The organism is Cohnella ginsengisoli (genome assembly GCF_029525555.1).
In the GTDB taxonomy this organism is placed as follows: domain Bacteria; phylum Bacillota; class Bacilli; order Paenibacillales; family Paenibacillaceae; genus Cohnella; species Cohnella ginsengisoli.
The window spans coordinates 385,989-411,736 of the sequence record NZ_JAPDHZ010000002.1 but is presented as its reverse complement, the minus strand read 5'-3'; the positions used below and the strand labels follow the sequence as shown (position 1 = coordinate 411,736).

Annotated in this window: 15 protein-coding genes and 6 pseudogenes; 18 read left to right on the top strand and 3 right to left on the bottom strand. The window is 60.9% G+C overall.

Annotated features, from left to right (window positions below):
* The first annotated feature begins 108 nt into the window (after nucleotides 1–108).
* From spoIVB to OMP38_RS02050, 7 genes and pseudogenes are all read left to right on the top strand, one after another.
* Nucleotides 109–1,440: a SpoIVB peptidase gene (spoIVB, locus tag OMP38_RS02080; protein WP_277563669.1), complete on the top strand. Its 1,332-nt coding sequence runs from the start codon at nucleotides 109–111 to the stop codon at nucleotides 1,438–1,440.
* A gap of 222 nt (nucleotides 1,441–1,662) precedes the next feature.
* Nucleotides 1,663–2,488, top strand: a pseudogene (spo0A, locus tag OMP38_RS02075) (sporulation transcription factor Spo0A).
* A 193-nt stretch (nucleotides 2,489–2,681) separates the two neighbouring features.
* A complete protein-coding gene (locus tag OMP38_RS02070; protein ID WP_420869578.1) occupies nucleotides 2,682–3,644 on the top strand; it encodes an acetylxylan esterase in 963 nt (320 codons plus the stop codon).
* Between the two features lie 77 nt (nucleotides 3,645–3,721).
* Nucleotides 3,722–4,939, top strand: coding sequence for a peptidylprolyl isomerase (locus tag OMP38_RS02065; RefSeq protein ID WP_277563668.1), 1,218 nt, complete (start codon nucleotides 3,722–3,724; stop codon nucleotides 4,937–4,939).
* Between the two features lie 259 nt (nucleotides 4,940–5,198).
* Nucleotides 5,199–6,921, top strand: a pseudogene (locus OMP38_RS02060) (ABC transporter ATP-binding protein).
* 36 nt (nucleotides 6,922–6,957) lie between these two features.
* Nucleotides 6,958–8,007 carry a FecCD family ABC transporter permease gene (locus OMP38_RS02055; protein WP_277563667.1) on the top strand — a complete coding sequence of 350 codons (1,050 nt, stop codon included), beginning with the start codon at nucleotides 6,958–6,960 and terminating at the stop codon, nucleotides 8,005–8,007.
* Nucleotides 8,007–9,029: a FecCD family ABC transporter permease gene (locus OMP38_RS02050; RefSeq protein WP_277563666.1), complete on the top strand. Its 1,023-nt coding sequence runs from the start codon at nucleotides 8,007–8,009 to the stop codon at nucleotides 9,027–9,029. Before OMP38_RS02055 ends, OMP38_RS02050 begins: the two co-directional genes overlap by 1 nt.
* Before the next feature lie 84 nt (nucleotides 9,030–9,113).
* On the opposite strand, the pseudogene yicI reads toward OMP38_RS02050, so the two are convergent.
* A pseudogene (gene yicI / locus OMP38_RS02045) lies at nucleotides 9,114–11,458 on the bottom strand (alpha-xylosidase).
* A 126-nt stretch (nucleotides 11,459–11,584) separates the two neighbouring features.
* On the opposite strand from yicI, the pseudogene OMP38_RS02040 reads away from it, so the two are divergent.
* Nucleotides 11,585–12,439, top strand: a pseudogene (locus OMP38_RS02040) (AraC family transcriptional regulator); the annotation flags it as partial.
* Nucleotides 12,440–12,547: 108 nt separating this feature from the next.
* On the opposite strand, the gene OMP38_RS02035 reads toward OMP38_RS02040, so the two are convergent.
* On the bottom strand, nucleotides 12,548–12,817 hold the full coding sequence (locus OMP38_RS02035) for a DUF2627 domain-containing protein (protein ID WP_338130462.1): 270 nt from the start codon (nucleotides 12,815–12,817) through the stop codon (nucleotides 12,548–12,550).
* 340 nt (nucleotides 12,818–13,157) lie between these two features.
* On the opposite strand from OMP38_RS02035, the pseudogene lpdA reads away from it, so the two are divergent.
* The 5 genes and pseudogenes from lpdA (at nucleotide 13,158) to lipB (ending at nucleotide 19,239) form a co-directional block, all read left to right on the top strand.
* Nucleotides 13,158–14,598: pseudogene (lpdA, locus tag OMP38_RS02030) on the top strand (dihydrolipoyl dehydrogenase).
* Between the two features lie 278 nt (nucleotides 14,599–14,876).
* Nucleotides 14,877–15,905, top strand: a complete 1,029-nt coding sequence (locus OMP38_RS02025; protein ID WP_277563664.1) for a thiamine pyrophosphate-dependent dehydrogenase E1 component subunit alpha — start codon at nucleotides 14,877–14,879, stop codon at nucleotides 15,903–15,905.
* Nucleotides 15,906–15,908: 3 nt separating this feature from the next.
* A complete protein-coding gene (locus OMP38_RS02020) occupies nucleotides 15,909–16,895 on the top strand; it encodes an alpha-ketoacid dehydrogenase subunit beta (protein WP_277563663.1) in 987 nt (328 codons plus the stop codon).
* 55 nt (nucleotides 16,896–16,950) lie between these two features.
* Nucleotides 16,951–18,373, top strand: a pseudogene (locus OMP38_RS02015) (dihydrolipoamide acetyltransferase family protein).
* A 149-nt stretch (nucleotides 18,374–18,522) separates the two neighbouring features.
* Complete coding sequence (lipB, locus tag OMP38_RS02010) at nucleotides 18,523–19,239, top strand: lipoyl(octanoyl) transferase LipB (protein WP_277563662.1); 717 nt, start codon at nucleotides 18,523–18,525, stop codon at nucleotides 19,237–19,239.
* Here lipB and prli42 read toward each other — a convergent pair.
* On the bottom strand, nucleotides 19,202–19,300 hold the full coding sequence (gene prli42 / locus OMP38_RS02005; protein WP_277563661.1) for a stressosome-associated protein Prli42: 99 nt from the start codon (nucleotides 19,298–19,300) through the stop codon (nucleotides 19,202–19,204). The genes lipB and prli42 overlap by 38 nt on opposite strands.
* Before the next feature lie 39 nt (nucleotides 19,301–19,339).
* Between prli42 and OMP38_RS02000 the strand changes: the two genes are divergently transcribed.
* The 5 genes from OMP38_RS02000 to iolC all read left to right on the top strand — a co-directional run bounded on the left by OMP38_RS02000 (nucleotide 19,340) and on the right by iolC (nucleotide 25,737).
* On the top strand, nucleotides 19,340–20,518 hold the full coding sequence (locus OMP38_RS02000) for a M20/M25/M40 family metallo-hydrolase (RefSeq protein ID WP_277565137.1): 1,179 nt from the start codon (nucleotides 19,340–19,342) through the stop codon (nucleotides 20,516–20,518).
* Between the two features lie 432 nt (nucleotides 20,519–20,950).
* Nucleotides 20,951–22,888 carry a 3D-(3,5/4)-trihydroxycyclohexane-1,2-dione acylhydrolase (decyclizing) gene (gene iolD / locus OMP38_RS01995; RefSeq protein WP_277563660.1) on the top strand — a complete coding sequence of 646 codons (1,938 nt, stop codon included), beginning with the start codon at nucleotides 20,951–20,953 and terminating at the stop codon, nucleotides 22,886–22,888.
* Between the two features lie 29 nt (nucleotides 22,889–22,917).
* A complete protein-coding gene (gene iolE, locus OMP38_RS01990; protein ID WP_277563659.1) occupies nucleotides 22,918–23,814 on the top strand; it encodes a myo-inosose-2 dehydratase in 897 nt (298 codons plus the stop codon).
* Nucleotides 23,815–23,875: 61 nt separating this feature from the next.
* Entirely contained in the window at nucleotides 23,876–24,727 is an 852-nt protein-coding gene (gene iolB / locus OMP38_RS01985; protein ID WP_277565136.1) for a 5-deoxy-glucuronate isomerase, read from the top strand.
* Nucleotides 24,724–25,737 (top strand): 5-dehydro-2-deoxygluconokinase, encoded by a 1,014-nt coding sequence (gene iolC / locus OMP38_RS01980; protein ID WP_277563658.1) that lies wholly within the window; start codon nucleotides 24,724–24,726, stop codon nucleotides 25,735–25,737. The genes iolB and iolC overlap by 4 nt, the downstream gene beginning before the upstream one ends.
* Nucleotides 25,738–25,748 lie beyond the last annotated feature (11 nt).

Here is a 25,748-nt window from a genome sequence, read left to right as displayed (position 1 = left end):
GGAAGGTTTTCGGCAACATAAAAGGGGGGAGGCCGCGGTTACCTTATAGTTACGTCGCCGGGCAGTGTCACGGTTCGCCGGTGTAGTCTGTAGGGAAGTGGTGAGAACTTGAACGGGAAGTCCTCTTGGCGTCGCGTTTTTGGTCTATTCCTAGCGCTTATTCTAGGATTTGCCGTCTGTTCCGCACCGATGCGTCATTATGCCGCATTCCCGAATGAGCTTCGGTTATTCGAGGGACAGGACAAGCACCTTCATTATGCGATGCCGGTGCACGCGCAGGGCTCGCTATCCGATTCGACGGTCGCCGAAGTCAACGGCTCGACGAGCGCGAACCTACGGATCGACCTTAATCATCCGGTGTCCATTCATTCCAAACGCAGCGGTCAAACAGAACTCAAGCTTAAGCTATTCGGCCGAATACCGTTTAAAACCGTCAAGCTGCAGGTCGTACCGGATCTCAAAGTCATTCCCGGCGGCCAAACGATCGGCGTCAAAGTCAAATCGGCGGGCATCATGGTCGTCGGCCATCATCTCGTACAAACCGGCGATCAGTCCCGCGTATCGCCCGGAGAAGAAGCCAAGCTGCGCATGGGCGACCTGATCGTTTCGATCAACGGGGAACCGGTCAACGACGTGAAACGCGTCGCTCCGTTCGCGAAGCAAGCAGGCGCCACGGGACAGCCGCTTAAACTGGTCGTTCAGCGGGGCAAAGCGCAATTTCGAACGACGCTGACGCCGGTTTTCGACCGGGAAGACAAAGCTTGGCGCGTCGGCCTCTATATACGCGATTCCGCGGCGGGGGTCGGTACGTTGACCTTTTACGCGCCTGACCAGGGCGTATACGGCGCGCTTGGCCATGTCATTACGGATATGGACACGCAGACGCCGATCACCGTGGGCAGCGGGCAAATTCTTCAGTCGAACGTCACGTCGATCGCCAAGAGCGAAAACGGCGATCCGGGGGAGAAGCGGGCCGAATTCGTGCCGGGCAGCAAAACGCTCGGCAACGTAGAGCGCAATACGCCTTTCGGCATTTTCGGCCAGATGGGCGAGCTCCCGGGTCATGCATACCAGGCGGAACCGGTACCGGTCGCGTTCGCAGAAGAGGTCAAGGAAGGGCCGGCGGAAATATGGACGGTCGTCGGCGGCCAGAAAGTCGAGCGCTTCAAGATTGAAATCGTGCACGTGTCCCGGCAATCGTCGCCTGCGACGAAAGGGATGGTCATCCGCGTCACCGATCCGGATCTGATCAAACGCACCGGCGGTATCGTTCAAGGCATGAGCGGCAGTCCGATTCTGCAAAACGGGAAGCTGGTCGGCGCCGTCACGCACGTCTTCGTCAACGATCCGGCGTCGGGCTACGGCTGCTACATCGAATGGATGCTTCAGGATGCGGGCATTATGTTAAAGCCGGGCCAAGCAAAATCCAAGGCAGTATGACGCCTTGGATTTTCTCGTTACCTCAAACGACATTGCTTTGTCGAAAAAAACCGAAATAGATCGCCATATGACGTAAATTCTTTATTATATGTCATGCAGATAAAAAAAATAAAGAAAAAAATTACGACAAGAAGGAATTGCAAACGCTTTGTCGAATTCGGATAAGCAGGGAACGGTGAGCGTTTCTAACATCATCTTAAGCTTGTGAGGGAGGATACAACATTGCCGCGGATTGAAGTATTTCTTGCAGACGATAACCGAGAATTCACCAACCTGCTGTCCGAGTATATCGAAGAGCAGGAGGACATGACCGTCATCGGCGTGGCGTACAACGGAGAAGAGGTCATCCGTCAGCTGGAAGAAACCCGGAATATTCCGGATGTGATGATTCTGGATATTATTATGCCTCACCTGGACGGGCTCGGCGTATTGGAAAAGCTGCGGGACATGAACCTGTCCCCCCATGCCGAAGATCATTATGCTCACCGCGTTCGGCCAAGAGAACATCACACAACGCGCGGTACAGCTGGGCGCCTCCTATTATATTTTGAAGCCGTTCGACATGGACGTGCTCGCGAATCGTATTCGCCAGCTTGCAGGCACGCCGTCGCAGATTCCGGTATCCGTTTCTTCGTCAGCATCCTCTTCCTTCAGCGGAGGCTCGCGTTCGAATATCGTGCCGATCGGCAAGCCGAAAAATCTGGACGCCAATATCACGAGCATCATTCACGAAATCGGCGTGCCGGCGCATATCAAGGGCTATCAGTATCTGCGCGAGGCGATCACGATGGTCTACAATAACATCGAGATCCTGGGCGCGATTACGAAAACGCTGTATCCCGCTATTGCCGAAAAGTTCAAGACGACGCCTAGCCGCGTCGAACGCGCCATCCGGCACGCCATCGAAGTCGCATGGACGCGCGGCAACATCGACTCGATCAGCCATTTGTTCGGCTACACGATCAATATCGCCAAGTCCAAGCCGACCAACTCCGAGTTCATCGCGATGGTCGCGGACAAGCTTCGGATCGAGCACAAGGTGAGCTAGGAAACGGGGCGAAATTAAGCAAGATCGATCTGTTCGCGTTCTTCGGGAAACGCCGCTTCATCGTCGGATGCTTGCCGCCGACGATGAAAGCGGCGTTTTTTATGGTCGACACTGCTGGTATACGATGGTAAGATAGGCCTGTTGTGTCCAATTGGTGAACGCGAGAAGAATCCAGAGAAACAGGGGGGAAGGCATGATGAACAATGCGATACAAAGACGCATCGCGGATCTGGAGCAGTACCGTCCGGAACTGACCGCGGAGCCGGATCTCGACGCATTTTGGGGCGAGACGCTGAACGCTGCGAAGGACAAGCCGCTTAACGGTACGCGGCTGCTGACAAAGACGCCGCTCGACAGCATGGAAGCTTACAAAGTCGAATACGAAGGCTTCGACAGTACCCGCATTCACGGCTGGTTCATTTTGCCGAAAAACAGGCCTGCCGACGCCAAGCTCCCTTGCGTCGTTCTTTATCACGGTTACACGGGCAGCAAGGGGTACCCCGAGGATTTCGCGCAATACGCGATGTTGGGCGTCGCGGCATTCGCCGTTGACATACGCGGCCAAGGCGGGGATACGGGTAACCTGCTCGCGCAGCGGCACGGGATGACGCGCGGATGGCTGACGCAAAACATTTTGGACAAAGAAGAATGTTATTATAAAGCGATCTCGATCGATGCGCTGAAGGCGCTCGAGTGGGCCGCGGCGCAGCCGGAAGTCGACGCCGGGCGTATATGCGCGAGCGGCGGCAGCCAAGGCGGGGGGCTCGCGCTGCTTGCGGCTGCGCTGTCGGAGGTGCCTTCCATCGCCGTCGCGCACATCCCCAACATGTGCCATATGGACTTCGGCATTTTAAATTCCACCAGTTCGCTGACGGAAGCCGCCGATTTCCTGAACCGTTTCCCGGAAAAGCTCGACGAGGTGCTGCGAACGCTCAGTTACTTCGACATGATGAACCTGGCGCATCGCATTCGCATTCCGCTCCTCGTCTCCGTCGGTCTCAAGGACCCGGTCACGATGCCGGAGACGATATTCGCCGCCTACAACCGGATCGAGTCGGACAAGCGGATTGAGATTTATCCGTTCCAAGGACATGCGGTAAGCGGAGATCAAAATCGCAAGGCGCTCGAATTTATCCGTTCCCGCTTTAATTTTTAGCTGGCTTTAAGGTATCTTGTCCATAATTTGATATAGTGGATGAATAATTCGTATACACTCAAGGAGGAAAAATAGGAATGAGCGATTTGGAAAAGGACCCGAACAACCCGGTTCGAGAGAACGGCGCGTCGGACGATAATAGCGAGAAAGCGTCCTTTGAATCGGTCGATCCGGCGTTCGAACCGGTCGATCTGGACAAGGAGGGCATCGCGCCGGAAGCTGAAGTGCCGTCGGAGCCTGCGGCAAACACGCCTTCGGCATCGGGAGCCAAAGCATCGGTCATCGTTCCCTGGGTCGTCGCCGTCATCGCGGTCATCGCGCTGGCGGTCGTCCTGATCCGCCAGAACGACGACGGCGGCGGCAACCTGAAAGGCGCGGTCGGCACGCTGAACGGGAAGGACATCACCAAGTCCGAGTTTTATACGGTCATGTACGATCAGGTCGGCAAGGACCAAGCAGGCTCCATGCTCGACAACTACATGACGCTGAAGCTGATCGACGGCGAAGCCGAGAAAGCCGGCTTGACCAAAGCGGCCGCCGAAGAAGCGGTCGCCCAAGAGGTCGTCAAGATCAAGGCGCAATTTAACTTCGCCACGGACGCCGACTTCGAAAACGCGCTGTCCTCTAGCGGCACGACGCTCGAAACTTACAAGAAAAACCAGATTCTGCCGCAGGTCGAGCTTCGCGCGATTTTCGAAAAGAAGCTTGCGCCTAAGGAAGAGGATCTCAAAGCTTATTACGACGCGAACAAAGCCACCTTCGACACGCCTGAACAGGTTCGCGCCTCGCACATCCTGCTGGCGACGAAGGCGGAGGCCGAAGCGGTCCTCAAGGACCTTAAGGGAGGCGCCGACTTCGCGACGGTCGCGAAGGAAAAGTCGACCGACACAGGCTCCCAGGCGAACGGCGGCGATCTCGGTTTCTTCGGCAAAGGCGTCATGAACGAGCAATTCGAGACGGCTGCCTTCAAGCTCAAGAAAGACGAAATGAGCGGCGTCGTCGAGTCGCCGAACGGCTTCCACATTATTCTCGTCACGGACCGCAAGGAAGCCGTCACGTCGACCTACGATTCGGTCAAGGACAAGGTGAAGGCCGCGTATCTCGACGAAAAGGTGAACGAAGGCGCATCCGAATGGATCGAAACGGCTAAAAAAGAGGCAGGCTACGAAAACCTGTTGACGAAAAAAGAAGAGCCGGCCGCATCTCCGGCGTCTTCGACCGCACCTGCCGCTTCCGGGGCCGCTTCTCCATCGGCTACGTCCGCAGCGTCGCCGTCGGCCGGCGCAAGCAAATAAAAACGCATCGAGACTGCATTGCAGCCGCCGCTTTCTCTCCGGAGAAGGCGGCGGCTTTGTTTGATGCGAGGCGGACATTCGTCAAAAACGTTTGAAATCAATAATGATATTCATTATCATTGATACATGCGTATTCGGCCTTGTCTAACCGGAAGCGGCGGGGTATGCTGGTCACATCGCGTTCCGACAGCCGGAAACGAAGACGCACACCGACGGGGCGGCCGAACGGCGGCTGCTGTCGCATGGGAGGAACATGGATTTGATTCGCCGTTTTATGTCTTATTACAAACCGTATAAAGGCTTGTTTTATCTCGATTTTTGCTGCGCGATTTTAGCGGCGCTGCTGGAGCTCGGATTTCCGCTCGCGTTGAACCAAGTCGTCGATAAGCTGCTGCCAAGCAAGGATTGGGAGCCGATCCTATGGGCGTGCGGCGGCCTGCTCGCCGTCTATGTGCTCAACGCCTTCATGCAGTTCGTCGTGACTTACTGGGGTCATATGCTCGGCATCAACATCGAGACCGACATGCGCCGCAACCTGTTCGCGCATCTCCAGAAGCTTTCTTTCAAGTTTTACGACAACACGAAGACCGGTCATCTCATGTCCCGCATGTCCACCGATCTGATGGACATCGGCGAAGTCGCCCACCATGGTCCCGAGGACGTGTTCATCGCCGTCATGACGCTCGCCGGCGCGTTCGGACTCATGCTGTACATTCATCCGGGCATGGCGCTCATCACGTTCGCCACCGTTCCCGTGCTGATCGTGCTGTCGATCTACTTCAACGGCAAAATGACGGGCGCCATGAACAAGATGTTCGGCAGCATGGGGGGATTATAACGCGCGGGTCGAGGACAACATCGGAGGCATCCGCGTCGTGCAGGCGTTCGCTAACGAGGAGCACGAGATGTCGTTGTTCCGCGTCAACAACCAGCTGTTCCGCAAGGCAAAGCTGCTCGGCTACAAAATTCTCGCGCGCAGCTCGACCGCAAGCTATATGCTGATGCGGCTCGTAACGCTGATCGTCATGGTCGCGGGCGCCTGGTATGTGATTCGAGGCGAGCTTCAATACGGCGAATTTCTGGCCTTTGTTTTGCTGACTAACGTACTGTTCAGACCGATCGAGAAAATCAACGCAGTCATCGAGCTGTATCCGAAAGGGATCGCGGGATTCAAGCGCTATATCGAGCTCATGGATACCGAGCCGGATGTGTCCGATGCGGACGGCGCGATCGAAGTCGGCAAATTGGCCGGCGAAATTCGTTATCGGGACGTGTCGTTCGGCTACGAGTCGCACACCCAGGCGCTAAGCGGCATCGACCTGTCCATCAAGGCGGGCGAGACCGTCGCGTTCGTCGGTCCGTCGGGCGCGGGGAAAACGACGCTTTGCAGCTTGCTGCCGCGCTTCTACGAGGTGTCGGGCGGTTCGATCACGATCGACGGCATCGACATCCGCCGGATGAAGCTCGTTTCGCTGCGGCGTCAGATCGGCGTCGTTCAGCAGGACGTCTTCCTTTTCGCCGGCACGGTAAGGGAGAATATCGCTTACGGCAAGCTGGGGGCGACCGAGGAGGAAATCTGGACGGCGGCGCGCAGGGCGAAGCTCGAACCATTCATCCGCGCGCAGCCGCTCGGATTGGATACGGTCATCGGGGAGCGGGGCGTGAAGCTGTCCGGCGGCCAGAAGCAACGTCTCGCGATCGCCCGTATGTTTCTGAAAAATCCGCCCATCCTGATCCTGGACGAAGCCACTTCGGCGCTCGACACCGAGACCGAAGCCGCGATCCAGCAATCGCTGTCCGAGCTTTCCGAAGGCCGCACGACCCTTGTCATCGCGCACAGGCTCGCGACCGTCAAGGATGCCGACCGCATCGTCGTCGTCACCGAGGACGGCATCGCGGAGCAGGGAAGGCACGAGGAGCTCGTAGGGACCGGCGGCATTTACAGCCGTCTACACCAGGCTCAGTTCAGCGCGGTACGCTAGTCATTTAACGTTACAGTCGAGGCAGGTATTGAATCTATGGCAGCAAATTCGAACGGGGCGGGAGCGGAAGCTTCCGCGAAAAAGCTTCGCACCCGGCCCCTGGCGGCGTCCGTCATTTTGATCGGCGGCCTGGCGCTGCTCGCGTTCAGCATGGCCTTATCCATCTCGATCGGTGCCAAGGACATCGGCTTGTCCGTCGTATGGGACGCGATATGGCACTTTAATCGCGATCTGACAGACCATCAGATCGTTCGCTCGCTGCGGATGCCGCGCACGATCGCCTGCATGCTCACGGGCGCGGCGTTCGCGGTCGCAGGCTCCGTCATGCAGGGCATGACGCGCAATCCGCTGGCCGATCCCGGGCTGCTCGGGATTAACGCGGGTGCCGGCTTCATGCTGGCAATCTGTTTTGCCTTTATCCCGCATCTGCTGTTCGGCCAGCTGATCTGGATGTCGTTCGCCGGCGCTGCCGGCGCCACGGCGCTCATCTACGGTCTGGGCAGCCTGTCGCGGGGCGGGCTGACGCCGGTTCGCCTGGCGCTCGCCGGCTCCGCCGTATCGGCGCTGCTGCTCGCGCTCAGCGAAGGCATCGCCCTGAAATACCGGATCGGCCAAAACTTGGACTTCTGGCTGTTCGGCGGCGCCGCGGGCGTCCGCTGGGCGCAGGTGGACGTGATTCAGTGGTGGATCGGCGGCGGTCTGTTGGCGTCCATGTTGCTGGCGCGCTATATCACGCTGCTTAGCCTTGGCGACGAGACGGCTGCGGGTATCGGCGTAAATGTCGGTTTGATCAAGCTGATCGGCGCCGTCGTTATACTGGTCCTGGCCGGCGCTTCCGTGTCGGTCGTCGGCTTCGTCAGCTTTCTCGGGCTGATGGTACCGCACATTACCCGTTATCTCGTCGGCGTCAGCTATCGATGGATCGTTCCGTGCTCGGCGATTTTAGGAGCGCTATTGTTCGTGCTCGCCGATCTGGGCGCCAGAATGGTGCGCCCGGGGTCGGAGACGCCTGTGGGCGCGGTCATCGCCATCATTGGCGTGCCGTTCCTCCTATACCTGGCCAGACGCGAAGGGAGGGAGCTGTAATGGCCGCCAAATCGATCTACGCAGCCTCGGACACGAGGCGAAGAGCGAAGGCATGGTCCACCGTCGTCGGCTTGGCGCTGCTCGTCGTCGTCGTGTTCGTGGTCAGCATGAACACCGGATATATTCGTCTCAGTCCGCTTGACGTCGGTAAAACGCTTTTGGGCTTCGGCACGGAAAAGCAATCGCTTATTTTGTTCCAGTTCCGGTTGCCGCGCATCGTCATCTCGGTGCTGGTCGGCGCCGGCTTCGCGCTCGCCGGCTGCATCCTGCAGGGCATCACGCGCAATCCGCTCGCGGATCCCGGCCTTATCGGCGTCAACTCGGGCGCAAGCCTGATGGTCATCCTGTTCGTCGCGCTGCGCCCGTCCATCAGCGCCTCTCCGCCCTACACGCTGCCGTTCCTTGCGTTTTTCGGCGCGGCGGCGGCCGGCGCGCTCGTCTACTTCCTCGCGTACAAAAAATCGGACGGCGTCTCCGTTCTGCGTCTCGTCCTCGTCGGCATCGCGGTGCAGGCGGGCATCAGCGCGGCGATCATCGTCCTGACGCAGCGCCTTAATCCGGAGCAATACCAGTTCGCCGCGACCTGGCTCGCCGGCAGTTTGTGGGGCGTCAACTGGAAGTTCGTCCTGACGCTGCTGCCCTGGATGGCGGTGCTGATCCCGTTCGTCATGGCGAAGGCCAGGACGCTGAACGTGCTCAGCCTGGGCGATCACTTGTCCGTAGGGCTGGGCGCCCGGCTGCAGCGGGAACGTCTGCTGCTGCTCCTCGCGGCGGTCGCGCTTGCGGGCAGCTGCGTCGCCGTCGGCGGCGCGATCAGCTTCATCGGGCTGATCGGTCCGCACCTCGCCAGACGTCTCGTCGGCTCCAGGCACGAGATCCTGCTGGCCGCTTCCGCGCTGTCCGGCAGCGTGCTGCTGATCGCGGCGGATACGATCAGCCGCATTTCCGACACGCCGACAGGCATGATCGTCGCGATCATCGGCGCGCCGTATTTTATTTATTTGCTGGCGCGCGCCAGATAAAGCGCCGACACAAAAAGAAGGAGCCGCCCCTCGGTCATTTACATGACGATAGGGACGGCTCCTTCACTGCGTCTATGCCAAATCTTAAAGCTCGATCTCGATGCGGCGCTCGCCTGCAGAGCGGCGTACTTTCAGGCCGAGTCCGTCCGCCGCGGACGCTTCGCCGCCGGTCACGGCGCGAACCGCTTCGATCCCGCGCAGCTGAATCGACCAGTCGGCGGTGTCGGCGGCTTCGCCCGTAGCCGTGACCGAGATCGTGCCGCCGCTGCGCTCGGCAGTGACCGCGAGACGGACTGCGCCGTCTTCGCCGACGATATCCGCGGAGGCGGAAGCGCCGTCGCCGAGCTCGAACAGGTGCAGCGTTACGCCGGTCGTATAATCGTAGTCCGGACGGTCGTCGGTCGCGCCGACCGCGATAAGCGATCCTTCGCGGGCGTATAACGGCAGACTCATGTAATCGTAAGTCTCGCGATGCCACGAGCCGCCTTCGACGACTTCGCCGGACAGGAAGTGCGTCCATTTGCCCTTCGGCAAGTAATAGGCCGATTCGCCGTCGCTATTGAAGATCGGCGAGACGAGCAGGGAGTCGCCGAGCATGAATTGGCGATCCAGATAATCGCAGGCCGGATCCTCGCCGAACTCGAGCAGCATGGCGCGCATCATCGGCAGGCCGATGCGGCTTGACTGGGCCGCCTGGGCGAACAGGTACGGCATGAGGCTCGCCTTCAGCTTGGTAAAGCGGCGGAGCACGTCGACCGCTTCTTCGTCGAACAGCCACGGCACCCGGTAGGAGGTGCTGCCGTGCAGGCGGCTGTGGCTGGACAGCAGTCCGAAGGCGACCCAGCGTTTGTAAAGGTCCGGCGTAGCGCTTTGCTCGAAGCCGCCGATGTCGTGGCTCCAGAAGCCGAAGCCCGAGAGACCGAGCGACAGGCCGCCGCGCAGGCTTTCCGCCATCGATTCGAACGTCGCCTCGCAGTCTCCGCCCCAGTGTACCGGGAACTGCTGGCCGCCGGCCGTCGCCGAACGGGCGAACAGCGCGGCTTCGCCGCGGCCTTTTTTCTCCTCGAGCACGTCGAATACGACCTTGTTGTACAGCTGGGTATAGTAGTTATGCATCTGCTGTGGGTCAGATCCGTCGAAGTAGACGACGTCTTCCGTCGGGATCCGCTCGCCGAAGTCGGTCTTGAAGCTGTCGACGCCCATATCGACGAGCGCACGCAGCTTGTCTCCGAACCAGCGGCAGGCATCCGGATTCGTAAAGTCTACGATGCCCATGCCGTACTGCCACAGGTCGCTCTGCCAGACGCTGCCGTCCTTCCGCTTGAGCAGATAGCCTTGCGCCATGCCTTCGTCGAACAGCTTGGAGCGCTGAGCGATATACGAGTTGATCCATACGCAGATTTTGAGCCCCTTCGCCTTCAGCCGATCGAGCATGCCCTTCGGATCCGGGAAGACGCGCTCGTCCCATTCGAAGTCGCACCATTGGTACTCTTTCATCCAGAAGCAGTCGAAGTGGAAAACGGACAGCGGGAGATCGCGCTGCGCCATGCCGTCCACGAAGCTGTTCACGGTCTCCTCGTCGTAATTCGTCGTGAAAGACGTCGTCAGCCACAGTCCGAACGTCCAAGCGGGAGGAAGCGCGGGCTTGCCGGTGAGCGACGTGTAATTGGCGAGCACGTCCTTCAGCGAATCGCCGCCTACGATCATGTATTCGAGCTGTTCGCCCTGCACGCTGAACTGCGTTTTCGACACCTTTTCCGATGCGACCTCGAAAGAGACGAGCTCCGGATGGTTGACGAACACGCCGTAGCCGCGATTCGTAACGTAGAACGGCACGTTTTTATACGCTTGCTCGGAGGCCGTTCCGCCGTCCTGGTTCCAGATATCGACGCTTTGCCCGTTTTTGACGAAAGCGGAGAAGCGCTCGCCGAGTCCGTATACCGTCTCTCCGACCGCCAGATCGAGCTGCTCGCGGAAGTAATGAACGCCGTCCGCGCCCCTCACGAATCCGGTCTGGCGGAATCCGCTGCCGGTCAGCTTGCGGCCTTTATAATAATAAGTAATGCGAAGCGGATGCGCCTTCGCGATCGAGACGCTCGTATCGCCGCTGGTCAGCGTAACCCGATCCTCGTCGTCCTCGATCGTCACTGCAGCGGCTTGTTGACCGCCGGTCAACGGGAAAGCGCCCGGCGACAGCCGTTTGCGTCCCTTGTGGTGATACAACTTTACCCGAATGACGTCGGGAAGGGGGGGGAATCGAACTCGATCGTCGTGAGCGCTTCGTTCAGCGTATTGCCGCGATGCTCGAGATGGCGATGCGGCGCGAACACCGTCAGTTTGTTCGGGGCGATGTCGATGCTGTGCACCTCGTAAGGCGTCAGCACCTCGAAGCCTTCGCGGGTCAGCCAATAGCCGTTGCTGAATTTCATGAAATCGGACCTCCTGTTCGAGCGTAGGAAACCGCTCTCTTTGATTAACATAATACCGATTGATTTATCGAATTTCTTGCAATATTATGTTTAAAAATAACACGATTATGAGGCGGCTGCGAGCGCGTGGACAATAAATTGTTAAAAGAGGACCGCCGACACGGCACGCCGGGCTTCCCGGTCGGTTTCTATCAGCAAGCGCGGACGTCCCAGGAAGGCATTCTCGATTTTCATTGGCACGAAGAGATCGAATTTTTAAGGGTAACGTCCGGGCGCGCCGTGTTCCAAATCGGATTGTCCGCCTACGAAGTGTCCGCAGGAGAGGCTTTGTTCATACCCGGCGGGCTGCTGCACGGCGGATACCCGCTCGATGCGTCGGACTGCGCGTACGAAGCGCTCGTCTGCGACCTTGGCTGGCTGGACGGCGGCCCGGACGACGCGATCTCCGCGCGCTATTTGCGTCCGTTGCAGCGCGGGCGGTCCGGGCCGCCGCATCACTGGACGCCGCATACGCCTTGGGGCCAAGAGGCTATCGCATCGATCGCCGCGATTCAGAGGCTCGAGCATGCCGCCGATCCGGCCCGGGAGCTTCGGGTAAAGGCAGGCCTGCTGACTCTGTTCGCGGATCTGATCGACGCAGGTCAATGGCAATCGCGGTCGCCGGCGGACGAAGGCGAGAGCCATTCGGCAGAGCGGCTGAAGCAAACCTTGGTTTACATGGAGACGAACTTCGCGCGGAAGTTAAGCCTGCGGGAGCTGGCCGACGTGGCCGGCATGAGCGAAGGGCATTTTAGCCGCATGTTCAAAGCGTATATGCGCAGGACGCCGGTCGAATATCTGAACCGTCATCGAATCCGGTATGCGGCGGGCAGGCTGACCGCGTCCGAATCGACGATCTCCGAGGTCGCACTGGAGGCGGGGTTCGATAACTTCAGTTATTTTATCAAGCTGTTTCGCGGCATTTACGGCTGCACGCCAAGCGCCTATCGAAAGGCGGGTTCGGCGGACAAAGGACTTGCATCGCATGCCCGAGAAACAAAAAAAAGAATAGCGCCGCGATTCGCGAAGGCGCTATTCCTTTTTAATCATTTATTGACCGCCCGACTTGCTGCCGTCGCGCGGAGGACGCGGAGGGCGCTTCGCGCGGAAGCGGGGCGACACGTAGTTGTGCTTGCGGTCGCGGAAAAAAATCCAGCCGCCGATGAAGCCGACGCCGACGAGAAATAAAACGAATCCCAGCAAGAAGTGCCAAAGGTCAAAATGGGGATCGGGCAGGTTGACGTTCCCGAACTGCGCGAAATAATCGAACAAGGCGTCCTTCATCAGCAGGAAGCCGTATGCGGCGGCGAGGCCGGGCACGACGAGCAAGAGAATGGCGATCAAGCGCGAGATAACGAGCTTCAACGGTCATGTCCACCTTCCTGTTCTATGCTCTAATGATAGCGATTTATCGAGAATATGTCCATCGTAAATGAGAACGTAAAGGACGTGCGTGCAGGGGATCGTTCGCTTTTAGCAAAAAATGGCGGGAATTGGCCTTCGATCCGCCGCCGAGACGCCGAACTTTTTTTGTTGCGGCGCGAGACGCTATAATGATAGGGTCGGCGGGAATGAAGAAAGCGGCGTGCTTTTCCGAAGACGCCAAGCTCTAAATACATAATCATGCTGCTCCAAAGCCTACAGATCCGGAGGTACCTTCATGCCAATCGAAGTCGACGTCGCCATCCTGGGCGGCGGTCCCGGCGGCTATACCGCCGCCGTCCGTGCCGCTCAAGCGGGACGGAGCGTGGCTATTATTGAAAAGGACAAGCTCGGCGGAACGTGCCTGCATCGCGGCTGCATTCCGAGCAAGACGCTGCTTCGCAGCGCCGAAGTATACGCTACGGTTCGAAGCGCGGCGTCTTACGGCGTCCGCCTGGCCGAGGCCGATGGCGTCAGCGTGGACTGGAGCGCCGTCATGAACCGCAAAGACGACGTGGTCGGACAGCTTCACAAGGGCGTAGAGGCGCTGATGAAGCAAAACCGCATTCAAGTGATCCGGGGAGCCGGCCGGTTGACCGGTCCGTCGATCTTCTCGCCGCGCGGCGGCGCGATCGCCGTAGAGCTCGAGGACGGAGAGTCGGAGACCGTCGTGCCTCGTCATCTCATCTTGGCGACAGGATCGCGTCCGCGGAGACTCGAAGGGCTGCCGTATGACGGCGTTCGCGTCGTGACGAGCGACGAAGCGTTGACGTGGCCGTCGCTTCCGGCCAGCGCGATCATCGTCGGCGGCGGCGTCATCGGCGTCGAATGGGCGTCGCTGCTCGGCGACTTTGGCACGGCGGTGACGCTCGTCGAGACGGCGGACCGCCTGCTGCCCGGCGAAGACAAGGATATCTCCTCGGAGCTGGCCCGCCAGCTCGAGAGGCGAGGCGTGAAGCTGCGTCTGGGCGCGAAGCTGGACGCTTCGTCCTGCGCGTCGGCCGAGGGGGGGCGTGTCCGTCCGCATCGAGACGTCCGCAGGCGAAGCCGAGACGCTCGAGGCGCAGCGCATGCTCGTATCCGTCGGACGCGTCGGCAACGTCGACAACCTCGGCTTCGAAAATACGGACGTCAAGGCGGCCGGCGGGTTCGTGACGGTGAATCCGGCGACGCTGCAGACCGGGGAGCCGCATATTTACGCCGTCGGCGACGTCATCGGCGGCGTGCAGCTGGCGCACGCGGCCATGCACGAGGCGGAGGTCGCGGTCGCCCATATACTCGGGCAGCCGATTCCCCGCACGCCCGACCGCGACGTGCCGCGGGCGATCTACAGCCGGCCCGAGGCCGCGGCCATCGGATGGACCGAGGCGGCGGCCAAGGCGGCCGGCTTCGAGACGCGCGCGGCGAAGCTGCCGATGCGCGTCTTCGGCAAGGCGCTCGTGCACGGCGAGCCCGAAGGCTTCGCGAAGGCGGTCGTCGACCGGAAGACGGGCGATCTGCTGGGCTTCCATCTCGTCGGTCCCCACGCGACCGACCTAATCGCCGAGGCATCGCTCGCAAAGCTGCTGGATGCGGTGCCGTGGGAGATCGGCCGCGCCATTCATCCGCATCCGACGTTATCCGAAGCGATGCAGGAAGTGATGCAGGCCGTCTCCGGCTCCGCTTCGCACGGTTCATAAAGGAAGCAGCGCCAGGCTTTCGCCGCGGCGCTTCGCGCACGCGGTTTCGCCCGTTTTTCAGGCGAGGCCGTTTTGCGTTGCGGGAGCCGGCCGAAGACGCGGCGCACGCTTGAACGGGCCTCACCCGAGACGGATAACCGAACCCCGCTCCGCCCGCGGTTTCTTTTTCGATCGCGCCGCTGTATAATAGGTTCTAGGTTCAAGTATTAAGACCAGGTTATAACACTAACGACAACTTCTAAAACAAATCCTAAAACAAAAGCCGGGAGGGACGCTTCATGACCCAGAAAGGCAGCGTAGACCAACAAGCGCGGCATATCGCGCTGGGCTTGACGGACGAGCGGGCCGTCGCCATGTACGAGACGATGATGCTCGCGCGCAGGTTCGACGAGCGCGGCCAGGTGCTGCAGCGCGCCGGGAAGGTGAACTTCCACATATCGGGCATTACGCAGGAGCCGTCGCAGGTGGCGATGGGCTTTGCCATGGACCGCGACAAAGACTGGTTTCTCCCTTATTACCGCGACTACGGCCTGGTGCTGACGGTCGGCATGACCGTCAAGGAGCTGATGCTGGCGCTTTACGGCAAGGGCGAAGACCCGAACAGCGCCGGACGCCAGATGTCCGCGCACTTCGGATGCCGCAGGCTGCGCATCGCGACGGGCTCGAGCCCGGTTACGACGCAGGTGCCGCACGCGGTCGGCTTCGCGCTCGCCTCGAAGATTCGCGGCGAATCGTCCGTTGCGATCGTCTCGTTCGGCGAGGGCTCGAGCAACCAGGGCGACTTTCACGAAGGCTGCAACTTCGCGGGCGTACAGAAGCTGCCCGTCATCTTCGTCTGCGAGAACAACGGCTACGCGATCTCGGTGCCGCTGTCCAAGCAGACGGCCGGCCGCATCAGCGACCGCGCGCTCGGCTACGGCTTCCCCGGCATTCGGGTCGACGGACATGATCCGCTTGAAGTATACCGCGTGTTCCGCGAAGCGCACGAGCGGGCGCTGGCCGGCGAAGGGCCGACGCTGGTGGAGATCATGACGTACCGCGTCACGCCGCACTCGACGTCGGACAACGACATGGCCTACCGTACCAAGGAAGAGGTCGACGAAAACCGGGCCAAGGACGCGCTGCCGGCTTTCCGCGCGTATCTGGAGCAGCTCGGGCTTTGGTCGGAGGAGCGGGAGCAGGCGCTGCAGCAGCGCATCCGCAAGGAGCTCGACGAGGCGACGGCTTATGCCGAGCAAGCGCCGTACCAGTCGGCGGAGGACGCTTTCCGCTACGTGTACGCCGAAGACAACGGGGAGGTGCGCTAACGCATGCCGGTAATCGAATATATCGACGCGATCCGATTGGCCATGAAGGAAGAGATGGAGCGGGACGACAGCGTGTTCGTCCTCGGGGAGGACGTCGGTCTCAAAGGCGGCGTGTTCGGCACGACCAAGGGACTGCAGCAGCAGTTCGGCGAGGATCGGGCGATCGATACGCCGCTGGCGGAATCCGCGATCGCGGGCGTCGCGATCGGCGCCGCGATGGCGGGCATGAAGCCGATCGCCGAGATGCAGTACTCCGATTTCATGTTCCCTGCGGCCAACCAGATCATCAGCGAGGCGGCGAAGATCCGCTATCGCTCGAACAACGACTGGAGCTGTCCCGTCGTCATCCGCGCGCCGATCGGCGGCGGCGTGTTCGGCGGCCTGTACCATTCGCAGTGCACCGAATCGGTGTTTTTCGGCACCCCGGGCCTCAAGATCGTCGCGCCTGCGACCGCCTATGACGCCAAGGGTCTGCTCATCTCCGCGATTCGCGATCCGGATCCCGTCATCTTTTTCGAAAATAAAAAATGCTACCGTCTCGTAAGCGACGAAGTGCCCGAAGGCGAGTACACGGTGCCGATCGGCAAAGCGAACGTGCTGCGCGAAGGCAGCGACATCACGGTGATCAGCTACAGCATGCCGCTTCATTTTGCGATGCAGGCTGCCGAGGAGCTGTCGCGCGAGGAAGGCATCGAGGCGCATATCCTCGACCTGCGCACGATTCAGCCGCTCGACCGCGAGGGCATCCTCGAAGCGGCCGCGCGCACCGGCAAGGTACTGATCGTTCACGAGGACAACAAAACCGGCGGCATCGGCGGCGAAGTCGCCGCGATCATCGCCGAGGAGCTGCTTTACGACCTCGACGCGCCGATCCGCCGTCTGTGCGGTCCCGACGTACCGGCCATGCCGTACAATCCGGTGGGCGAAAAGCAGTTCATGCTGAACAAGGATAAGCTGAAGGCGGCCATGCTGGAGCTGGCGCGATACTAGAACCGTCACGGGAAGGAGATGAACGGAATTGAGTAAAAAGATTACCGAAATCATCATGCCGAAGCTGGCCGAATCGCTGGAAACCGCGACCGTGGACCGTTGGCTGAAAAAGCCGGGCGACTACGTCGAAATGTACGAGCCGCTCTGCGAGCTTATCACGGACAAGGTAAGCGCCGAGCTGCCGTCCATGGCCCGCGGCGTGCTGGTCAAGGTGCTGGCGGACGACGGCGAGACGGTGAACGTCGGCAGCGCGATCTGCCTGATCGAGACCGAGGAGGCCGACGCCTACGCGGAGATTCCGGGCGGCGCGCTCGCCGCAGGCCTTCAGCCGACCGACGACGCGGTGCGCGCGGCCGAACGCGAGGCGAACGACAGGCCGCCGACGCAAGGGCAGTCTTCGGTGCCGTCCGCAGCGGCCGCGGGCCAAGAAATGCGCCAGCGCTATTCCCCGGCGGTGCTGAAGCTGGCCGCCGAGCACGGCATCGATCTGGCCCGCTTGGCGGGCACCGGCATGGGCGGCCGTATCACGCGCGCCGACGTGCTGGCGGCAGCATCGCCGGGCGGCGCTGCCGGTTCGCAGCCGCAGGCGGCTCCCGCCGCGGACGCGCAGCAAGCCGCTCCGACGCCGGCTGCGCCGGCGAGCGCTAGTTCTGCGCCTTCGTCCTCGAAGCCGTTCGAGCAGATGGATCCCCCGCGTGCAGGTACGCTCGGGCGGTCTTCACCTGTCCGAATCGCCGCGCATCCCGACGATCGAGATCGAGGGTCACGAAGTGCCCGGCCGCGGCGAATATTTCATCGACGTCACCCCGATCCGCAATACGATCGCGACGCGCATGCGCCAGAGCGTGACCGAGATTCCGCATGCCTGGACGATGATCGAGGTGGACGTGACGAACCTCGTCGTGCTTCGCAGCAAGCTGAAGGACGAATTCAAGCGGACGGAAGGCATCAACCTGACGTACATGCCGTTCCTCGTCAAGGCCGCCGTCGGCGCGATCAAGGATTACCCGATCATGAATTCGGTGTGGGCGACGGACAAGATCATCGTCAAGCGCGACATCAACATGGCGCTCGCGGTCGGAACCGAGGATTCGGTCGTTACGCCGGTCATCAAAAACGCCGACCAGAAAAACATCGCCGGCATCGCGCACGAGATCGACGATCTGGCGAACCGCGCGCGTCACGGCAAGCTGAAGCTCGAGCATATGCAGGGCGGCACGTTCACGGTCAACAACACGGGCTCGTTCGGCTCGATCCTGTCCCAGCCGATCATCAACTACCCGCAGGCCGCGATCTTGACGTTCGAATCGATCGTGAAGCGCCCCGTCGTCATCAACGACATGATCGGCGTGCGTTCGATGGTCAATCTGTGCCTGTCGCTCGACCACCGTATTCTTGACGGCGTCATTTGCGGCAGGTTCCTGCAACGGGTCAAAGAAAACCTCGAGAGCTACAGTCTCGACACCAAGCTTTATTGATAAAAGGCTTGAACCGATTCGGCGAGAGGTCGCCCGCGAGCGCGCAAGGCGCGGCCGCGGGCGGCCTTTTGTCGCGGCGCATGCCCGGTTTCGTTCGTTTGCGGCCGCTTCGGGCATGCGCTACAATAGGGAGGTTAACGGGAGGCGAGATGGACATGAGCATGCTGGACACGGCCAAGCTGGGCCGGATCGAGTACGGGGAAGCGTGGGATCTTCAAAAAGCGCTGATCCGGGACATCGGGGCGGGGCAGCGCGAGGATACGCTGCTGCTGCTGGAGCATCCGCCGACCTACACGATCGGCACGGACCGTCATCCCGAGCATCTGCTGATGTCGCCGGACGAGCTTAAGCGACGGGGCATCTCGGTATTCGAGATCGACCGGGGCGGGGATATTACGTATCACGGCCCGGGACAGCTCGTCGGATATCCGCTGCTTTATTTGGACGCCGAAGGGCTTGATTTGCACAAGTATTTGCGGGATCTCGAAGAAGCGCTGATTCGCCTGCTCGCGGAGTTCGGACTCGTCGGCGGCAGGAAGCCCGCGTATACCGGCGTCTGGATCGGCGACCGCAAGGTCGCGGCGATCGGCGTCAAGTTCAATCGCGCGCGTACGAGACGCGGCTTCGTGACGAGCCACGGCTTTGCCTTTAACGTCAAGCGGGGCGTAGAGCAAGAGGGGTTCGGCGGCATCGTGCCGTGCGGCATCCAGGAATACGGGGTCACCTCGCTCGAAGCCGAGACGGGCCTAACGCTCGAGGTCGAGGAGATCGCGGAGCGGGTGCTCCCGCACTTCCGGGACGTATTCGGTTACGGGAGCTTGCGGACCGTCACTGAAGCAGCGATCCGATCGACAGCAGCACGGTAGAAGCCAGCATGGCGATCAGCATGACGTAGACGACGATTTTAAACCAACGCGCGTTGTTCATCGGAACCATCCTTTGCGGCAATATGACTTGAATGAGCATATTTCTTATTTTAACCGATTTCACGCACGCTTACGAGGAGGATCCGCATGGTCCAAAAAAGAACGGCTGATCGAAGAATTCATGGAACTGGTGCAAATCGACAGCGAGACGAAGCACGAACAGGCCATCCGCAAGGCGCTCATCGCAAAGTTCGAGGCGCTTGGCCTTTCGGTCGAGGAAGACGACGTCGCGGAAAAAATCGGCCACGGCTCGGGCAACCTGTTCGCCTGGCTGCCGGCGACGCCGGACGCCGAATCGGCGCCCGTGCTGCTGTTCACGTCGCATATGGACACCGTCGCGCCGGGGCTTGGCATCAAGCCGCGGCTGGACGACGACGGCTATATCCGCAGCGACGGCACGACGATCCTCGGCGCCGACGACAAGGCGGGTCTCGCCGCGATTTTCGAAGCGCTGCGCGTGCTGAAGGAGACGGGCGCATCGCACGGCGCCATCCAGTTCGTCATCACGGTCGGCGAAGAGTCGGGCCTGCTCGGCTCCCGCGCGATGGACGGCTCGCGTCTCAAGGCGAAGTTCGGCTATGCCCTCGATTCTAACGGCAAGGTCGGGGAGATCGCCGCCGCCGCCATCACGAACTCCCGCCAGTACATCACGATTCACGGCAAGGCGGCGCATGCCGGCGTCAATCCCGAGGACGGCATCAGCGCCATCCAGGTCGCGTCCAAGGCCGTCTCCAAGATGAAGCTCGGACGGATCGACAAAGAGACGAGCGCCAACATCGGCCGCTTCGAAGGCGGCGGCGAAGTGAACGTCGTCGTCGACAAAATCAAGATCTACGCCGAAGTGCGAAGCCGCTCGAACGAGAAGCTCCATGCGCAGGCGGAGCTGATGCGCCAGGCGGTCGCCAACGCCTGCGAAGAGACGGGCGCGACGTTCGAATTCGTGAGCGAAGTCATTTATCCCGCTTACAGCTATACCGAAGCGGACGAAGTCATCCAGATCGCGAGCGCGGCGATCCGCAGCGTCGGCCTCAGCCCAAGCCTGTTCGCGTCCGGCGGCGGCAGCGACGCCAATATGTTCAACGGCAACGGCGTGCCTACCGTCAATCTGGCGGTCGGTTACGAGGATATCCATACGACGAAGGAACGGATCAAAGCCGACGACATCGTCAAGGTGACGGAGCTTGTGCTGGCCATCGTCGAAGAAGCGCAGCGTCACTGACGCCCCGCGTCTCCATCTTTAAAAAGCCGGATCAGGCGGCGCGAGCCGCCTGATCCGGCTTTTTCGCGTTTCGGCGGCTCTTTCGGACAGAGCTCAAAAAAGTCGAGCGCCAGACCGCTTGTCGTCTTGCAAGAGGACGGCCTACTGTATCCAGGACCGGGGAGAGAAGCTGGACTGCGGGACGGATTCGTACTCGTATAAAGACGGCTGACGTACAGAACGGCCTTGAGCGAGGCGGTTAGATCGATATGTTCGATCAAGAGGCCAACGCCGTTTAAATAGCGCATTGTCAATCCGGTCATTATCCCTTAAACTGAGGATATTAAGGATAACGATTACCTTATTCGTTGCGAAGATGATATGAGATCATATCGTCTATTTTTATAACGTTTAAGGAAATCGATTACCCTCGCAAAGGAGAGTCAACGAACGATGGAAACGGTCCGTTTAACGACAGCGCAGGCGCTTGTCCGGTTCTTAAACAGTCAAATCGTCGAATTCGAGGGCGCGCGTCAGCGGCTTATCAAAGGCGTGTTCACGATCTTCGGCCACGGCAACGTGCTCGGCATCGGGCAGGCGCTCGAGGCCGAGGCGGGGGGTCTTGAGGTGTATCAGGGACGCAGCGAGCAGGGAATGGCCCACGCGGCAGTCGCTTTCGCGAAGCAGAAGCGGCGCAAGCAGATCATGGCTTGCACCGCGTCGGTCGGTCCCGGCTCGGCCAATATGGTGACGGCCGCCGCGACCGCTTCCGCCAATCAGATTCCCGTGCTGCTGCTCGTAGGCGATACGTTCGCGACCAGGCAGCCGGACCCCGTGCTTCAACAGATCGAGCAGCCATACGACCTGACGCTGACGACGAACGACGCCTTCCGCGCCGTGAGCAAATTCTGGGATCGGATCAATCGTCCGGAGCAGTTGATGTCCTCGCTGATTCACGCGATGCGCGTGCTGACGGATCAGGCGAACACGGGAGCCGTGACGATCGCGCTGCCGCAGGACGTACAGACCGAAGCGTACGACTATCCGGTCGATTTCTTCAAGGAACGCGTGCACCGGATCGGCCGCAGCGTCCCTGCCGCAGACGAGGTTGCGGCCGCCGCGGCGCTAATCAGCGCCAAGCGCAAGCCGCTCATCATCTGCGGCGGCGGCGTCCGCTATTCCGAGGCGGCCGAGGCGCTGAAGCAGTTCGCTACGCGCTTCCATATTCCGTTCGCGGAGACGCAGGCCGGCAAGAGCGCGGTCGAGAGCGACCATCCGTACAATGTCGGCGGCATCGGCGTGACCGGCAATCTCGCGGCCAACCGGCTGGCGCAGGAGGCGGATCTGATCATCGGCGTCGGCACGCGCTACACCGATTTTACGACCGCATCCAAATGGCTGTTCAGACATCCGCAAGCCGGCGTGCTCACGATCAACGTCTCGCCGTACGACGGCTACAAGCTCGACGCGGTCAAGCTGACGGCGGACGCCAAGCTGTCGCTTGAAGCGCTGGAGGTCGAATTGGCCGCAGCGGATTACCGATCCGCATACGACGGCGAGATCGCGGCCGCCAAATCGGACTGGCAGGCGGAATTGAAGCGGCTGCACGAAGCCTGCTACCGCGACGGGGAACCGTTCGTGCCGGAGGTGCCGGGCCAACTCGATGAGGTGCTTGCCGAGTTCAGCGAGCGGTTCGGGTCCGGGTTGACGCAGACGAGCGTCATCGGCGAAGTGAACCGGCTCATTGACGAAGACGCCGTCATCGTCGGCGCCTCGGGCAGTCTGCCGGGCGATCTGCAGCGGATGTGGGAGAGCCGTCGGCCGAATACGTACCACATGGAATACGGCTACTCCTGCATGGGCTACGAGATATCCGGGGCGCTCGGCGCGAAGCTCGCGGAGCCGGACAAGGAAGTGTATGCGATGACCGGCGACGGCAGCTATCTGATGCTGCATTCGGAGCTGGTGACGAGCCTGCAGGAGCGGCAGAAAATCAACGTCCTGCTGTTCGACAACGCGGCGTTCGGCTGTATCAACAATTTGCAGATGGGCAACGGCATGGGCAGCTTCGGCACGGAGTTCCGCTACCGCAATAAAGATACCGGACGTCTGGACGGCGAGCTGATGCACATCGACTTCGCGCAAAGCGCGGCGGGCTACGGCGTGAAATCGTATTCCGTTCGCACGCCTCAGCAGCTGCGCGAGGCGATCATCGATGCGAAGCGCCAGACCGTGTCCACGCTGATCGATATCAAGGTGCTGCCGAAGACGATGACGCACGACTACGATCAATGGTGGCATGTCGGGGTAGCCGAAGTATCCGGCAGCGAGGCGACCGGGCAGGCTTACGCGAGGAAGGAACAGACGCGCAAGGAAGCAAGGCCGTATTGATCGGATCACGAAGCCAAGGAGGAATCGGCATGCTGGAGAAATCGGACATCAAGCTCGCCATCGCCCCGATCGCGTGGACGAACGACGATCTGCCGGAGCTGGGCGGAGAAAATACATTTGAGCAGTGCATCAGCGAAATGGCGCTCGCCGGCTTCGCGGGCAGCGAGGTCGGCAACAAATATCCGCGCAGCCCGGAGGTGCTTCGGCGCTATCTGGCGCCGCGTGGCCTGTCGATCGCAAGCGCCTGGTTCAGCGCCTACCTCCTGACGAAGCCGCTGCAGGAGACCGTGGACGCGTTCGTCCGGCACCGCGATTTTCTCCACGCGATGGGGGCGAAAGTAATCGTCGTTTCGGAGCAGGGCCAGAGCATTCAGGGCTTGCAGGACGTCCCGGTCTTCGACGGCAAGCCTTCGTTCACCGAAGCGCAGTGGCGGTCGCTCGCGTCCGGCCTGCACAGGCTGGGCGAGCTGGCGCAGGAGAAAAGGATGGACATCGTCTATCACCATCACATGGGCACGGGCGTACAGACGGCGTACGAGATCGACAAGCTGATGGCGCTTACCGATCCGTCCCTTGTCTCGCTGCTGTTCGATACGGGCCACCTGGCCTTCTCTGGCGACGATCCGCTTGCCGTGCTGGCGAAGCACGCCGGGCGCGTGAAGCATGTGCATCTGAAGGATATTCGCCCGGCCGTGGTGGAGCAAGTGCGGCGGGAGCGGCTCAGCTTCCTGCAGGCGGTGAAGGCGGGGGCGTTCACGGTGCCGGGCGACGGCGCGTTGGACTTCCGTCCCGTGTTCGCCAAGCTGGCGGAGATGAAGTATGCGGGCTGGCTCGTCGTAGAGGCCGAACAGGACCCGGCCAAGGCGAATCCGTTCGAATACGCAGTCAAGGCACGCCGCTACATTCGCGAGCATACCGGCTTGTAACCGGCCGGATGCCGGCGAGCGGGCCGGCGGACGGCAATCGATCAAGAGGAGGAAAACAATGATTGCCAATTTGATCGTTCCTTCGCAGGCGCCGGATCAAGACGGCAAGGTGCTCGGCATCACGCCGGCGTCTGCAGGCTGGGAATATGTAGGTTTTGAAGTGTATCGGCTGCAGACCGGCCAATCGCTGACCCGGGAGACGGGAGACATGGAGGCTTGCCTCGTTCTGCTGTCCGGCAGGGCGTCGGTCGGCACGCGGCATGCCAGGTGGAACGACATCGGCGCGCGCATGAGCGTATTCGAGAAAATCCCGCCCTATTCGGTCTACGTGCCAAGCGGCGATTCGTTCGCGGTCGAGGCGCTGACCGAGCTGGAGCTGGGCGTATGTCTGGCGCCGGGAAAAGGAAGCTATCCCGCACGGCTCATCCGTCCGTCCGACGTCGGCGTCGAGCGCAGAGGCGCGGGCAACATCGAACGACTCGTTCACAACATATTGCCGGAGCGGCAGGAAGCGGACAGTCTGCTCGTCGTCGAGGTGTTCACGCCCGAAGGACACTGGTCGAGCTATCCGCCCCACAAGCACGACAAGGACAATCTGCCGCACGAGTCGTATCTGGAGGAGACGTACTATCATCGGGTCAACCCGGGGCACGGCTTTGCATTGCAGCGCGTGTACAACGACGACCGCTCCCTCGACGAGACGCTGGCCGTGAAGGACGGCGACGCGGTGCTCGTGCCGGAGGGCTATCATCCGGTGTCGGCGCCTCCCGGCTACGAGGGCTACTACTTGAACGTCATGGCCGGGCCGGTTCGGACGTGGGTGTTCCACAACGATCCGGCGCACGCCTGGATCATGCCGTCCAAGCTCGCCGAGGCTGCGGGCGGCAGCGAAGAGGGAGGAGAGCAGGAATGAACAACCTTTCGTTTCCGGCGGGCAGAGCGCTCGACTTTATCGCGCTGGGGCGCGCCTGCGTCGATCTGAACGCCAACGAGATCCATCGCCCGATGGAAGACACCGTCACGTTCACCAAGTATGTCGGCGGCTCGCCGGCCAATATCGCGATCGGGATGGCCAGACTCGGGATGTGCACAGGCTTTGTCGGCCGGGTGTCCGACGATCAGATGGGCCGCTTTATCGTCCGCTATTTCGAGCGCAACGGCATCGATACATCCGGCATGATTACGGACCGGCCGGGCAGCGTGACCGGTCTTGCCTTCACCGAGATCAAGAGCAAGGACGACTGCAGCATCCTGATGTACCGCGACCATGCGGCGGATCTGAACCTTGAGCCGCGCGACGTCGAGGAATCATATATCGCCAATGCGAAGGCGCTGCTCATCTCCGGCACGGCGCTGGCGAAAAGTCCGTCGCGGGAGGCCGTGTTCGTCGCGCTTCAGTACGCGCGCAAGCATGGCACCGTCGTCCTGTTCGATCTCGACTATCGGCCTTATACGTGGGCTTCCTCCGAGGAGACGGCCGTCTATTACAATCTGGCGGCCGCGCAATGCGACGTCATTATCGGCACGCGGGAAGAATTCGACCAAATGGAATCGTTTGAACGCCATACGGTCAAAGACGACGGCTATACGGCCGGCAAGTGGTTCGATCACCATGCGCGGATCGTCGTCATCAAGCACGGCAAGGACGGCTCGTTTGCCTTCACGAAGGAAGGCGAGCGGATCGAAGGCACGACATTTCCCGCCAATGTGGTGAAGACGTTCGGAGCGGGCGATTCCTATGCGGCGGGCTTCATACATGGCCTCATTCAGGGCTGGGACATCGCGAGGTCGATGGAATACGGCGCCGCGGGCGCCTCGATCGTCATCTCGAATCACAGCTGCTCCGATGCGATGCCGACGCTTGCGCAAGTCGAGGACTATATCGCGCTCTGCAGGAGCGGCCGGTTCGTCAGTCAATCTTAACTCAGGGAGGA